The organism is Pseudophaeobacter sp. C1-32P7, from assembly GCF_041008775.1.
Taxonomy (GTDB): Bacteria; Pseudomonadota; Alphaproteobacteria; order Rhodobacterales; family Rhodobacteraceae; genus Phycobacter; species Phycobacter gallaeciensis_A.
In genome coordinates, this window is record NZ_JAXGFR010000012.1 from 37505 (window position 1) to 50992 (window position 13488).

The 13488-nt window shown below is 61.1% G+C and carries 11 protein-coding genes; 4 read left to right on the top strand and 7 right to left on the bottom strand.

Going from position 1 to position 13488, the window contains the following annotated elements:
- Positions 1-27: 27 nt before the first annotated feature.
- Positions 28-1476 (bottom strand): IMP dehydrogenase, encoded by a 1449-nt coding sequence (gene guaB, locus SM763_RS16590; protein WP_065270343.1) that lies wholly within the window; start codon positions 1474-1476, stop codon positions 28-30.
- 268 nt (positions 1477-1744) lie between these two features.
- Here guaB and SM763_RS16595 point away from each other — a divergent pair, with 268 nt between their 5' ends.
- Positions 1745-3793: an ASKHA domain-containing protein gene (locus SM763_RS16595; protein ID WP_368999219.1), complete on the top strand. Its 2049-nt coding sequence runs from the start codon at positions 1745-1747 to the stop codon at positions 3791-3793.
- Between the two features lie 235 nt (positions 3794-4028).
- Here SM763_RS16595 and SM763_RS16600 read toward each other — a convergent pair whose 3' ends face one another.
- From SM763_RS16600 to SM763_RS16615, 4 genes are all read right to left on the bottom strand, one after another.
- The gene (locus SM763_RS16600; protein WP_368999220.1) at positions 4029-5636 is read right to left on the bottom strand and encodes a PAS domain-containing sensor histidine kinase; all 1608 of its coding nucleotides are present in this window, start codon (positions 5634-5636) and stop codon (positions 4029-4031) included.
- Between the two features lie 280 nt (positions 5637-5916).
- The gene (locus tag SM763_RS16605) at positions 5917-6978 is read right to left on the bottom strand and encodes a methyltetrahydrofolate cobalamin methyltransferase (RefSeq protein ID WP_065270345.1); all 1062 of its coding nucleotides are present in this window, start codon (positions 6976-6978) and stop codon (positions 5917-5919) included.
- A gap of 3 nt (positions 6979-6981) precedes the next feature.
- Positions 6982-7914, bottom strand: coding sequence for a methylenetetrahydrofolate reductase (locus tag SM763_RS16610; RefSeq protein ID WP_065273465.1), 933 nt, complete (start codon positions 7912-7914; stop codon positions 6982-6984).
- 26 nt (positions 7915-7940) lie between these two features.
- Complete coding sequence (locus SM763_RS16615; protein ID WP_274829279.1) at positions 7941-8237, bottom strand: virulence factor; 297 nt, start codon at positions 8235-8237, stop codon at positions 7941-7943.
- Positions 8238-8592: 355 nt separating this feature from the next.
- On the opposite strand from SM763_RS16615, the gene SM763_RS16620 reads away from it, so the two are divergent.
- On the top strand, positions 8593-9705 hold the full coding sequence (locus tag SM763_RS16620) for a Ppx/GppA phosphatase family protein (protein ID WP_065270347.1): 1113 nt from the start codon (positions 8593-8595) through the stop codon (positions 9703-9705).
- Between the two features lie 111 nt (positions 9706-9816).
- Entirely contained in the window at positions 9817-10548 is a 732-nt protein-coding gene (locus SM763_RS16625; protein ID WP_368999221.1) for an RlmE family RNA methyltransferase, read from the top strand.
- A 29-nt stretch (positions 10549-10577) separates the two neighbouring features.
- Here the strand turns inward: SM763_RS16625 and SM763_RS16630 are convergent, their stop codons facing one another.
- Both SM763_RS16630 and SM763_RS16635 read right to left on the bottom strand, forming a co-directional pair.
- Positions 10578-10745: a hypothetical protein gene (locus SM763_RS16630; protein WP_274839152.1), complete on the bottom strand. Its 168-nt coding sequence runs from the start codon at positions 10743-10745 to the stop codon at positions 10578-10580.
- 153 nt (positions 10746-10898) lie between these two features.
- On the bottom strand, positions 10899-11795 hold the full coding sequence (locus SM763_RS16635) for a YihY/virulence factor BrkB family protein (RefSeq protein WP_368999222.1): 897 nt from the start codon (positions 11793-11795) through the stop codon (positions 10899-10901).
- Between the two features lie 188 nt (positions 11796-11983).
- Between SM763_RS16635 and cls the strand changes: the two genes are divergently transcribed.
- Positions 11984-13405 carry a cardiolipin synthase gene (cls, locus tag SM763_RS16640; protein WP_368999223.1) on the top strand — a complete coding sequence of 474 codons (1422 nt, stop codon included), beginning with the start codon at positions 11984-11986 and terminating at the stop codon, positions 13403-13405.
- Positions 13406-13488: the final 83 nt, after the last annotated feature.

Sequence of the window (13488 nt, forward strand, 5' to 3'; positions counted from 1 at the left end):
CCGCTGTCACAGTACTGCGCATCAAGATCATCCGATCCGGTAGTTCGGGCTTTCGCGTGTGATCTGCACGTCGTGCACGTGGCTTTCCTTGAGGCCGGCGCCAGTGATCTTCACGAAATTGCAGTTACGGCGCATCTCTTCGACGGTCGCACAGCCGGTATAGCCCATGGCCGCGCGAAGACCGCCGACCAACTGGTGAATGACCGCGCCTGCGGAACCTTTGTAGGGCACCTGACCTTCGATCCCTTCGGGCACCAGTTTGTCGCTGGCGGCGTCCTTCTGGAAATAGCGGTCGGCCGAGCCGCGCGCCATGGCGCCAAGGCTACCCATGCCGCGATAGCTCTTGAACGAGCGGCCCTGATACAGGATCACCTCGCCCGGGCTTTCATCGGTGCCGGCGATCATCGAGCCGACCATGGCGCAGGAGGCGCCGGCGGCAATCGCCTTGGCAAAATCGCCGGAGAACTTGATGCCGCCATCGGCGATCACCGGGGTGTCGCCTGCCGCGCTGGCACAATCCATCACAGCGGTCAGCTGCGGCACACCCACGCCCGCCACCATGCGAGTGGTGCAGATCGAGCCCGGGCCGATCCCGACCTTGATGGCATCCGCGCCCGCATCAATCAGCGCGCGGGTCGCTTCGGCGGTGGCGACGTTACCAGCAATCACCTGCACTTCGTTCGAAAGCGCCTTGATCCGTTTGACAGCTTCGATCACGCCTGCCGAATGGCCGTGGGCGGTATCAACCACAACAATGTCGACGCCGGCATCGATCAGCGCCTCGGAGCGTTCAAAGCCAGAATCGCCAACCGAGCTGGCCGCTGCGACGCGCAGACGGCCCAAATCGTCCTTGCAGGCGGTGGGGTTCAGAACCGCCTGTTCGGTGTCTTTCAGGGTCAGAAGACCGGTCAGCTTGCCCGATTTGTCGGTGATCAGCAGCTTTTCGATCCGGCGCGCCTTCATCAGCGATTTCGCCTCTTCGCGGTCGGCAGGCTCTTGCAGGATCGCCAGTTTGTCCGATGTCATCATCACCGAAACCGGCGTGTTGTCATCGCTCGCAAAGCGCATGTCGCGATTGGTCACAATGCCGACCACACGGCCATCGCTGTCAACCACCGGAAAGCCGGTCACGCGGTAGCGTTCCTGCAGCGCCTTGGCATCGGCAAGGGTCTGATCCGCCGTCAGGGTGATGGGATTATAGACGATACCGCTTTCGAAACGCTTGACCCGGCGTACCTGCCGGGCCTGCTCTTCGGTATCGAGGTTCTTGTGAATGACGCCCATGCCACCGGCCTGCGCCATGGCAATCGCCATGCGGGCCTCGGTCACCGTGTCCATGGCCGAGCTGAGCAGCGGAATGTTGAGCGAAATCGAGCGTGTCACGCGGGTGCGTGTGTCCGCCGTGCTGGGCAGCACTTCGGATGCCCCCGGAACCAGAAGAACATCATCAAATGTGAGAGCCTCACGAATCTGCATTTGTCATCCCCATGCAAAACCCCGTTTGGCGGTGACCCTATGGCACAGAAGCCCGGGAGGGAAAAGAGGCCACGACAAGAAATAGATCAAATCCCGTTGCAAGGGCCTCTGGGTCAGGCAAACGGGGCGTACGGCAGGCTCAAGACGCATCTCAGATGCTCATTTTTGAAAAATGCCGGAACCAGGCCCAAAAATGACGCGGGCCGCCTTTCCCTTGGGCAAAAAGAACTTATGCTCCGCCACAGAATTCTAGTGAAAAGGCACAGGCATGGCTGACGATCCTCTCGTTGTGTTTACCCCCTCCGGCAAACGCGGCCGGTTCCCCGCCGGAACCCCGGTTCTGACAGCTGCGCGGCAGCTTGGGGTCGATCTGGATTCCGTCTGCGGTGGCCGGGGCATCTGCTCGAAATGTCAGATCACCCCCTCCTATGGCGAATTCTCGAAACTCGGCGTCTCCGTGCAGGACGACGCGCTGAGCCCATGGAACAAGGTTGAACAGCGCTACAAGGACAAGCGTGGCCTGATCGATGGCCGTCGCCTTGGCTGCCAGGCCCTGATCGAAGGCGACGTGGTGATTGACGTTCCCCCCGAAAGCCAGGTCCACCGGCAGGTGGTCCGCAAACGGGCCGAGGCGCGCGACATCGTGATGAACCCGTCGACCCGCCTGTTCTACGTCGAGGTCGAAGAGCCCGACATGCACAAACCCTCGGGCGATCTGGAGCGGCTGGCCGAGGCCCTGCGGGTCCAGTGGGAGATCGAGAACGTCCAGTGCGATCTGCAAATCCTGCAAACCATGCAGCCCGTCCTGCGCAAGGGCGCCTGGAAGGTCACCGTCGCGGTGCATCTGGGCGACAGCAATACGCCGCCGCGCATCATGCATATCTGGCCTGGCCTCTACGAAGGCTCGCTTTATGGGCTGGCGGTTGACCTTGGCTCCACCACCATCGCGGCCCATCTGTGCGATCTGAAAACCGGCGAGGTCGTCGCCTCCTCCGGCATCATGAACCCGCAGATCCGCTTTGGTGAGGATCTGATGAGCCGGGTCAGCTATGCAATGATGAACAAGGGCGGCGATCAGGAGATGACCCGCGCGGTCCGCGAAGGAATGGCGCAGCTGTTCACCCAGATTTCGGCAGAGGCCGGGATTGATCAGACGCTGATCGTCGATGCGGTCTTTGTCTGCAACCCGGTGATGCACCACCTGTTCCTTGGCATTGATCCCTTCGAACTGGGTCAAGCGCCCTTTGCCCTGGCGACCTCGAACGCCTTGTCCCTGCGGGCCAGCGAGCTGGATCTCAACATCCACCCCGCAGCGCGTGTCTACCTGTTGCCCTGCATCGCCGGCCACGTGGGCGCCGATGCTGCCGCTGTGGCCCTGTCCGAAGCACCGGATAAATCCAAGGATCTGGTGCTGGTGGTCGATGTGGGCACCAATGCGGAGATCCTGCTGGGGAACACGGAAAAGGTCCTCGCCTGCTCGTCCCCCACAGGTCCAGCCTTCGAGGGCGCGCAGATCTCCAGCGGTCAGCGCGCCGCCCCCGGCGCCATCGAGCGTGTCGAGATCAATCCCGAAACCAAGGAACCCCGGTTCCGCGTCATAGGATCGGAACTCTGGTCGGATGAGGAAGGATTTGCCGAGGCGATTGCCACCACCGGCATTACCGGCATCTGCGGCTCAGGCATTATCGAAGCGATTGCCGAAATGCGCCTTGCCGGTGTTCTCGATGCTTCGGGCCTCATCGGTTCGGCAGAACAGACCGGATCCAGCCGCTGTATTCAGGACGGGCGCACCAACGCCTATGTCCTCTGGGATGGATCTGCCGATGGCGGTCCGACGATTACTGTCACCAACCCTGACATCCGGGCGATCCAGATGGCCAAGGCGGCGCTCTACTCTGGCGCGCGGTTGCTGATGGACAAATTCGGCGTCGACACCGTGGACCGCGTGGTGCTGGCCGGCGCCTTTGGCGCCCATATCTCGGCCAAACACGCGATGGTTCTGGGCATGATCCCTGATTGCCCGCTGGAAAAGGTCACCAGCGCCGGCAACGCCGCAGGCACCGGTGCGCGCATTGCGCTTCTGAACACCGAGGCCCGCCGCGAAATCGAAGAAACCGTGCGCCAGATCGAAAAGGTGGAAACCGCAGTCGAGCCCCGGTTTCAGGAACATTTCGTCAATGCCTCGGCCATCCCGAACTCGGTCGAGCCCTTTCCGATCCTGGAAACGGTGGTCACCCTGCCAGAGGTCAACTTCAACACCGGCGGCGGCGATGGCGCGGCAGACGGCGGGCGCAGACGCAGGCGTCGGCGCGGCTAATCCGCTCACCCAAGACTGTGTCCACTGGGGCTTGACGCTATACGTCCCGGTATTGGTCACCGGGACGTTTTTTTCATGTCCCGCCCCTTTGCCCCAAGATTGCTGGCCAAAGCCCACGTGAGGATCGGATTGAATCACATCACGTAGCCAGGTTGCGGCCGTCCCAAACACGCGATCGCTTTGACTGCCGTCCATCACGTACCCTACAGCCGACACCACTGGACCCAACCAGACCTCAGTCGAGTGAAGCGAGACAGGCCAGAAGTTCGGCCCTGCGAAACGGCTTGGTCAGGAATCCATTCATGCCGACCTCGAAACAGGCCCTTGTGTCGCTTTTCTGGGCATTCGCCGTCAGCGCAACGATCCGGCATTCGGCGCGGCCGGTTTCGGTCTCGTGCTGCCTGATCCTGCGCGCCGCCTCCAGCCCGCCCATGACCGGCATGGAAAGATCCATGAGGATCAGGTCGTAATCCGCGCCCAGATAGTTTTCGACGGCGGCAGCACCGTTTTCCGCAAGACGGACCTGCGCCCCCAGTTTCTGGAGCATCTTGTCCACGACCATCTGGTTGGTCTTGTTGTCCTCGGCTACAAGGATTTTCATCCCATGCAGCCGGTCCGATGCGATACCCGTGTCGGTCCCAACATCCCGTTCCAGACCACCGTTGATCTGATTGGGGACTGCCTTCCCCGCAGTCTCTGCCCCCCGCGGATCAGCAGCATCTGGCGCAAGGTTCAACCAAAGAGAGAAACGCGCGCCCTGTCCTGGCGCCGAGTCGACGGTGATGTCGCCCCCCATCCGTTCGATCAGCGCCCGCGAGATTGCAAGGCCCAGCCCCGTGCCCTCTGCCTGCGCCTGCGGCGAGCTGGCGGCTTGCTCGTAGGCCGAAAAGATCGAACGCAGCTTACTTTCCTCGATCCCGCAGCCGGTATCCGAAACCACGAATTGCAATGGCCCCCTTGCGGAGGCCGGATCATAGGAAACCGCCAGCGAGACATAGCCTTCGTCAGTAAATTTGATCGCGTTTCCGATCACGTTCAAAAGGATCTGACGGATCTTGCTGGCATCCCCCACGAAAACGGATGGCACGGCATCAGGGTAATCCAAGCGAAACTCAAGCCCCTTGAACGAGGTCTTGGCCGAGAAAAGCGTAACGATTTCATCAACAAGATCGCGCAATGAAAAGGGCTCATAGTGCAGTGAAATCTTGTCCGCGATGATCTGCGAGAAATCCAGAACTTCGTTGACGATCTTCAGCAATGAATTGGTAGAACTCAGTATCGTATTGGCAAGCAGGGACTGCTCTTCGTCCAGACTGGTGTCTTGCAGCAACTCGCAGATGCCAAGGATGCCATTCATCGGCGTCCGGATCTCATGGCTCATCTCAGCCAAGAACCGTTCCTTGGCCTGGCTGGCTGCCTCCGCCTCCTGCTTTGCGATCTTGGCCAGTTCCAAAGCCGCGTCGCGTTCACGTTCCGACGTGACATCTGCTGACGAGCCGACAAGGTGCGTCAGCTTGCCTGTCTCGTCGAAGACCGGGCTCATAGTCGTGCGGATGTATCGTTCCTTGTGGACCGCAGGGAGATTGATCTCATAGGTTACCTCTTCGGCGGCGCGCGCCACTTCGATATGCTTGGCAAGAGCCCGCTCGCCGGTGGAACCGCCAAATACTTCCATCGCAGTCTTGCCAAACCAACCCTCTGCCGGAAGTTTCGAAATAGCCCGGGCGCGCGAATTCATCGCGGCATATCGGGGGATCCCATCGTCGCCGACCTCCAAAACGATCACCGCCATGCCAATCGCATCCAGCATGGAATAGAAATCGGTCACCTGAAGTCGTTTCACCCGTTGCTTCCCTTGCAGCTCGGACACGTCACCCAAATGACCATGGGCAACCATTCCTCTGTTGTAATCTGTAAATGGATCACCGCTAACGAAGTCTGAAGATAACCTTTTGCCAAAGGTTTGTGCGCAATCCGACCGCACCCGCAACGTTTGGCTCAGGAAGCACACGCACGGGACACGGTCGCCCCTGCTCCGTTTGTCAAAATACGGTGCCCCCAGACCGCACACAAGAAAAGGCCGGGACAAATCCCGGCCTCCCCTCACGATATTGTTATCAGGTTCAGGCGCGGCGGCGACGGCCACCGGTGCGGCCACCGCGGCCACGGCCTTCTTCGCCAGCCTTTGCCGGTGCCTTGTTGGCGGCAATCCAGGCACCGCCGTGCGGATCATTGTTGGTCAAGAGGTTGGCAGCGCGGATCGCTTCCATCTCCTTGCCCGCGCGCGGCTTGGTCGAGCCGAGACCGAACAAGGTGACGAAGGTCTCATCGTCCATGCCTTCGGGCAGGATGATACCAGCGGCGGTTACCTGTTCCTTCTTCTCGGCAATCGCCTTTTGCGTCACCGGCAGCGCCACCGGGTTCATGATCGCAGAGGTCATGCCCGCGCCCATTGCCATCGGCAGGAAGGCGTTGTTGATGCCGTGACGGTTCGGCAGACCAAAGGAGATGTTCGACGCACCGCAGGTGGTGTTCACACCCAGCTCTTCGCGTAGGCGACGCACGAGGGTAAAGACCTGATGACCAGCGGTCGCCATGGCCCCGATCGGCATTACCAGCGGGTCGACCACGATGTCATGCGCGGGGATACCGAAATCGGCAGCGCGTTCGACGATCTTCTTGGCCACGGCGAAACGCACGTCGGGATCTTCCGAGATCCCGGTGTCGTCGTTCGAGATCGCAACCACCGGCACGTTGTATTTCTTGACCAGCGGCAGAACCAGCTCCAGGCGCTCTTCCTCACCGGTGACCGAGTTCAGCAGCGGGCGACCCTGCGCGGCGGCCAGACCGGCCTCAAGCGCCTCGGGGACCGAGCTGTCGATGCACAGCGGCACATCGACCAGACCCTGCACCAGCTCAATGATCTTGGTCATCAGCGGCGGCTCTGTCTCGTTCGGGTTGGGGTTGGAATTATAAACAACGCCCGCGTTGATATCGAGGATATTGGCCCCGGCTGCCACCTGTGCCAGTGCGTCTTTCTCAACGGTGGAGAAATCGCCCGCTTCCAGCTCTGCTGCCAGTTTTTTACGGCCTGTCGGGTTGATCCGTTCGCCGATCACGCAGAACGGCTCATCAAAGCCCAGGACAGCGGTTTTTGTTTTTGATTCTACGACAGTACGGGTCATGTCTTATCCTTGGGAGTTGACCGGCTGCGCCGAGGCGCCGCCGTTGTTGATGGCCCAGGTGGCGTTGGTCTTGATGCCGCCCAGCGGGAAGAAGTGTACGTTGGTAATGTTGAAGTCCGGGTTCGCGGCCTTGTGGGCTGCAAGCTCGGCAACGACATCGGTCGGCTCATAGGGCAGCAGCAGCTTGGATACGTCCATTGCGCGTTTCTGCAGCACCTTCAGCGACGGGCCCACACCGCAGGCGATGGCGAATTTGATCAGCGTCTGCAGCTTGGCCGGACCGGCGATACCGATGTGGATCGGCAGGTCGACACCGGCCTCTTTCAGACCGTCAGCCCATTCGATGATCGGCTTTGCCTCAAAGGCGAACTGGGTGGCCAGCGCCATCTTGGCATCGGTGCGCTCCGAGAATTTCTGTTTCCACAGAACCGCTTCCATCACATTCTTCGAGGAACCGTCCGGATCGATGTCCTTGTTGCCTTCGGGGTGGCCCGCGACGTGCAGGTTGGAGAAACCCGCCTTGTCGAACAGTCCGGTTTCCAGGAGCTGCATCGAGCTGTCGAAGGCACCGTGCGGCTGCGCCACACCACCGGCCAGAAGCAGCGCCTGTTTGACGTCGGCCTCGCCCTGATAGCGTGCGATCCAGTCCGCCAGGGTCGCCTCGTCCTTGATGATCCGCGCCGGGAAGTGCGGCATGACGGGAAAGCCCTCGGCATTCAGACGCTTGGCGGTCTCGACCATGTCTTCGATGGGCGTGCCCTCGATATGGGCGATATAGACGCGGGTGCCTGCGGGCAGCAGGTCGCGGAAATCCTCGACCTTGGTAGCGGTGCGCGGCATCACCTCGATCGAATATCCGTCAAGGAAGGCTTCGACCTGCGGGTTGACGGGCTGCGGGCTGGTGGCCTCGCGTTTCTTGAAGTTCAACAAAGCCATCACGGCCTCCCATAGTGGTGTCAGGCTCACGCCCATCCGTCATTCGCGATCAGGGCTTTCAGACGCTCCTGATCGAACTCTCCTTCCAGACGCACCGCTTCGGCTTCGGCGATCTCTGCCGGATCGCCCTCCGCCGCAAAGGGAGCCGCCTTGCGCCATTCCGCAAGATAGGCGTCCGCATCCTTTGCGTTCACCTTCATCGCTGCGCGGTCAATGGCCTGCTCGAACCGTTCCTCGAGCTGGCGTTTGGCGCCGCGGCGGCCCTTGCCCACGATGACCTGAGCCGGGATATCGCGCCAGTATACGATGGTGACGTCAGGCATGTCGGGTCCTTTGCTTTGCGTCTGTTCTGCTGCGTTTCTAGAATGCGATCCTGAAACGCGGGTGCCGGTTTTCGACAACACTTGGGGTTTGAGCGACCTTTTGCTCTGGCTCTGAATACATTCTCCGGGCCCGCATGGCCACAGAGGGGCATCCTCATAATTCTCATCAAGCTTATGAGGTTGTCGCCAAGACCCTGCACAAGCCCCTGGCAACACAGGCTGAACGCCGAAACAAGGGCCGGAGCAGCGCCGTTAACCGACACAAGGAAAGCGTCGATCCGGGTGCCGCTGCCCTTGCACATACGTCTTTGTGAACATATCCTAAAACCAACACGATAATCGGAGGGCGTGAATCATGGCGCCCAGGCGTTCCAAAGGTGCGGGCGCGTTTCCCAAGGCGGTTGAAACCCCTGTACCAGCCCGTCCGGATCCGGATGCGCTTTATGCGGCATTGGATCTTGGCACAAACAGTTGTCGCATGCTGATCGCCCAGCCCAATGGCAGTGGCTTTCACGTGGTGGACAGCTTTTCCAAGTCGGTCCAGCTTGGGACCGGCCTTGAACGAACCGGGCGCCTGTCCCGTTCGTCGATGTCGCGCACCATTCAGGCGCTGCGCATCTGTCAGCAAAAGCTCAAACGGAACAAAGTGCGCCGGATGCGGCTCGTCACCACCGAGGCCTGCCGCCGCGCCAAGAACGCGCGCGATTTCATCCGACAGGTTAAACGGGAAACCGGTCTGACGCTTGAAATCATCCAGCCCGAGGAAGAAGCGCGTCTGGCGGTCATCTCCTGTGCGCCGCTGGTTTCGACCAAGACCGAACAGCTCTTGGTGGTGGATATTGGCGGCGGCTCGACCGAATTGGTCTGGATCGACATTTCCTCGGTCCCGCGCCGCGACCGGCCTTCGGCCATCATGCGCCTGCATGCCGGGTTTCATCCGCCAGAAAGCCCCTTCCCCGCCGCCAAGGTGGTGGATTGGATTTCCGTCCCCCTTGGGGTGGCGACACTGCGCGATCAGTTCAACGACGTCGACGACGATGCCGCCCGTTTTGCCTTGATGAGCTGGTTCTTCGAAGAACACCTCGCCGATTTTGCCCCCTATAAGGATGAGCAGGCCCGCGAAGGTTTCCAGATCGTCGGCACCTCGGGCACGGTCACCACCGTCGCCGCTTCGCATCTGGGGTTGAAACGCTATGACCGCACCAAGGTCGATGGGCTGCGCATGACCAGTGATCAGATCGACAAGGTGATCCGCGGTTATCTGGATCTCGGCCCGCAGGGACGCCGCAGTGACCCACGTATCGGCGAGGACCGTCAGGCGCTGATCATGTCTGGCGCCGCGATCCTGCAGGCTCTGCTGCGCTGCTGGCCCACCGACCGGTTGTCGGTCGCGGACCGGGGCCTGCGCGAAGGGTTGCTATATGCACAGATGAGCGCGGACGGTGTTCTGGAAGACGGACCCTTTTAATAACGCAGACCGAACCCTCGGCATTTGAGTTTTCGTGTCCGATCTGTCATGGACCGCGGAAAGTGAGCCTTTACTGGCAAAGTCCGACATCGGCAATGATGGTACAAAGAGATGGCAAAGACCCCTTCCGGCAAGAGCCCGACCGGCAAGAACACTTCGGGCCGCGGCCAGCGTGACCTCAAGGTCAAGGTAAAGACCGCTCGCGGGCGCAAGCTGTCTTCGACCCGCTGGCTGCAGCGTCAGCTGAACGATCCCTACGTGCGCCGCGCCCAGGCCGAAGGCTATCGCGGCCGGGCCGCCTACAAGATCATGGAGCTGGACGAAAAGTTCCGCTTCCTGGTGCCGGGGGCCCGGGTCGTTGATCTTGGCTGCGCGCCAGGAGGCTGGGCGCAGGTCGCGGTCAAACGCATCAATGCGCTGGGCGAAAAGCAGGGCAAATCCATCGGCCGCATCATCGGCGTCGACCTGCAGGAGGTCGAGCCGCTGGCAGGGGCCGAGTTCCACCAACTGGATTTCATGGATGAGGGCGCCGACGATCAGGTCAAGGAATGGCTGGGTGGCATGGCCGATGTGGTGATGTCGGATATGGCCGCCGCCAGTTCCGGCCACAAGCAGACCGACCACCTGAAGATCATGGCCCTTTGCGAGGCAGCTGCCTATTTCTCATTTGATGTGCTGGAACAGGGCGGCACCTTCGTGGCCAAGGTTCTGGCCGGCGGTGCCGAGGGCGACCTGCAGAAACTTTTGAAACAGAAGTTCACCAAGGTTGCCAACGTGAAACCGCCCGCATCGCGGTCGGACAGTTCCGAAAAGTTTGTGATTGCCACGGGCTTCCGGGGTTAAGCGCCTCGGCGGGCAGATCAGGCCGCTTTTTAATGCAAAGGCTGCTGCGTTGTCTGCAGGGACAGGGTGGCCAGTTCACGCAGCAAACGCGCATCTGGGCCTTCGTCTTCGCACTGGCGGAAAATCATCTGGGCACGCGGCGTCGGTGCCATGTCGGGCATCGGGCTCTTGAACAGATCTTGAAGGCGTTTCAGCATCGCGGCGGTCCTTATTCTTGCGTCGGCTGAATCTTGCCTACCCGCGTATTTCGCCCAGCCGATGGCCGAATTGTGGCAAACCTGCCTTTTTGTTGCAAAACCGGAAACAATAAGGCTTCCACCTCCGAATTTTCCAAGAACCGCTGGTGCGGACTATTCGACGTAGCTGTCCCCAGACGCCTCTGCGGCCTCGGCGCCGGGCTGGTCCAGCCGCATCAACGCACCGTTGAACTCGGCGCCAAAAATCAGGATCGCGGCATTCACATAAAGAAAGATCATCGCCGCCATGGCTCCCGCTAGCCCCGCATAGGTGGCCGAATACTGCGCGAAAGATCCGACATAGATCGCAAAACCAATCCCCGCGGCCCACCACAGCACCACCGTCAACACCGCCCCCGGCAGAATCTGCGATACCCGGTGCCGCTGCCCGGGCAGCAGTATATGGCACAGCAGCACCGCGACCAGTGGCAACAGAAACAACAATACGCCACTGAACCCCCGCTCCCATCCCGGCCCGACCAGCTGATAGGGCAGCAGATCGGCGATATAGCGGACATAAAGCGGCAAAACGACCTCGAAGAGAGCCGCCACAAGGATGCCCGCGCCGCCCAGCACCACCAACCCGGCGCAGATCAGACGCGCCTTCCAGAAAGGCCGGGGATCGTTGTCGCCATAGGCATTGACCATGGCCACCCGCACCGCGTTGACACCGTTGGACGCGAAATAAAGCGCCAGAACCCCGCCCAGCGTCGCCAGTTGCGTGCTGGAGGTCTCCAAAACCGCGAAGAGTTCGTTCAGGATCGGCTTTGAAACCTCCTCGGGCCAGCCGCCAAAGACGAGGTCCACCAGATCCTCTATCGCGACATCCTGTGACAAAAGGCTCGCGGCGGCCCCCGAAAGGGCGACGGTGAACAGGACAAAGGGGAACAGCGCCAGCATCATCGACATGGCGATATGACTGCTCATCACCCATCCGTTCTTGCGGTTGAATGCGGCGGCAGCGCGGGCCAATGCGCGCAGCCAAGGGGAAAGGACAGTAAACAGGTTCATGCTGCAAACCGTTCCACAGCCTCGGCAGAATCGCCAGCCTGACAGGGTTGGTTTTCACCTCTGGTGTGACCTGTGGCCTCCCGGTCACCCAAGAGCCTGCGGTCCTCGCCTCGCGACTGCCCACTGGCAATCAGCGCAGGCCCTGGCCATACTACATTGGAAAGGAACCGAATAATGGGACAGGCCAGGTGACGTTCTGGGTCGCGATCAGCACGGGTGGCGTCCTCCTCATGTGGGGGCTTGCGGTTCTGGGCGCGCTGAACGCTGCCCGCACCGCCCGCACGCCGCAGGGCGCCATCGGCTGGGTCGTGTTCCTGCTGGCCTCGCCCCTGATCGCCCTGCCCGCCTATATGATCTTTGGCCATCACCGGTTCGAACGCTATCGCGCCGCCCGCCAGGACGCCCATCGCGCCGTGCGGGAGATGCAGCCAATGGCCGAGTTGCGTGGCGCACATAGCCCTGCGAAGATTTCCGTGGACCCTGCACCGTTCGAAGCGGTCTCTGGCCTGCAGGTCTGTACCGGCAACGGCTTCCGCCTGCTGATTGACGGAAAAGCCGGGTTTGCCAGTATGTTTCGCGCCATAGATGAGGCGCGCGACTACCTCTTGATCCAGTTCTACATCGTGCGCGACGATGATTTGGGACGCCACCTAAAGAGGCACATCATTGCCGCCAGACAACGCGGCGTTGCTGTCTGGTTCATGGCCGACCGGATCGGTAGCCACGGCCTGCCCACCTCCTATCTTGCCGAGCTGCAACAGGCTGGCGTTAATCTGGTGGATCGCGGCACCCAAAGGGGCCCCAAGCACCGCTTCATGCTGAACTTTCGCAACCACCGCAAAACCGTGGTGGCCGATGGCCGTGTCGGCTTTACCGGTGGGCTGAACGTCGGCGATGAATATATCAGCCACACCAAGGCGTTTGGCGACTGGCGCGACACCCATGTGGAGCTGACCGGCCCGGTGGTGCAACAGCTGCAGCTGACCTATGCGCAGGACTGGCATTGGCTGACGGATGAGCCGATCCTGGACCTGCTCACATGGGAGCCGGAGCCGTCGCCGGAAAACCGATCCGCCCTGATCGTCCCGACAGGGCCCGGGGATACCACCGAAAACGGATCAATGATGTTCTTTTCGGCCATCTCTGCCGCCCGCAGCCGGGTCTGGATCGCTTCGCCCTATTTCGTGCCCGACCTTGATGTGGTGGCCGCCCTCAAACACGCAGCGCTGCGCGGCGTGGATGTGCGCATACTGTTGCCAGGCATTGTCGACCACTACCTGCCATGGTTGGCCTCGTTCGCCTATTTCGATGACCTGCAAAAGGTCGGTGTTCAGGTGCTGCAGTATTCCGGCGGCTTCATGCATCAAAAAACCTTTGTCGTCGATGATACCGTCGCCGCCGTCGGCACCACCAATATGGACAACCGCTCTTTCCGGCTGAATTTCGAAACCATGGCGCTGTTCTTTGATACCGGCGCGGCGGAATCTGTCGCCGCGATGCTGGAGGATGATTTCACCCGCGCGCGCAGTTTGGATCGGCCACTCGCGGCGCAGCACTGGTCCGTCCGCCTTTTCGCCCCCGTGGCCCGGTTGCTGGCGCCGGTGCTGTGAGAGTCCGACCCCGTTTCCAAAGTCACGAACTGACGCCGCAATCCCGGCAGGCCGCCCTGTTCCGCGCGCAAAACGCCCCTAAA

What these genes read in the sequence shown, in the direction of transcription:
- guaB (WP_065270343.1), bottom strand. Translation starts at nt 1,476, where the DNA reads ATGCAGATTCGTGAGGCTCTCACATTTGATGATGTTCTTCTGGTTCCG.
- SM763_RS16605 (WP_065270345.1), bottom strand. Translation starts at nt 6,978, where the DNA reads ATGACCCGTACTGTCGTAGAATCAAAAACAAAAACCGCTGTCCTGGGC.
- SM763_RS16615 (WP_274829279.1), bottom strand. Translation starts at nt 8,237, where the DNA reads ATGCCTGACGTCACCATCGTATACTGGCGCGATATCCCGGCTCAGGTC.
- SM763_RS16610 (WP_065273465.1), bottom strand. Translation starts at nt 7,914, where the DNA reads ATGGCTTTGTTGAACTTCAAGAAACGCGAGGCCACCAGCCCGCAGCCC.
- SM763_RS16620 (WP_065270347.1), top strand. Translation starts at nt 8,593, where the DNA reads ATGGCGCCCAGGCGTTCCAAAGGTGCGGGCGCGTTTCCCAAGGCGGTT.
- SM763_RS16595 (WP_368999219.1), top strand. Translation starts at nt 1,745, where the DNA reads ATGGCTGACGATCCTCTCGTTGTGTTTACCCCCTCCGGCAAACGCGGC.
- SM763_RS16635 (WP_368999222.1), bottom strand. Translation starts at nt 11,795, where the DNA reads ATGAACCTGTTTACTGTCCTTTCCCCTTGGCTGCGCGCATTGGCCCGC.
- SM763_RS16630 (WP_274839152.1), bottom strand. Translation starts at nt 10,745, where the DNA reads ATGCTGAAACGCCTTCAAGATCTGTTCAAGAGCCCGATGCCCGACATG.
- SM763_RS16625 (WP_368999221.1), top strand. Translation starts at nt 9,817, where the DNA reads ATGGCAAAGACCCCTTCCGGCAAGAGCCCGACCGGCAAGAACACTTCG.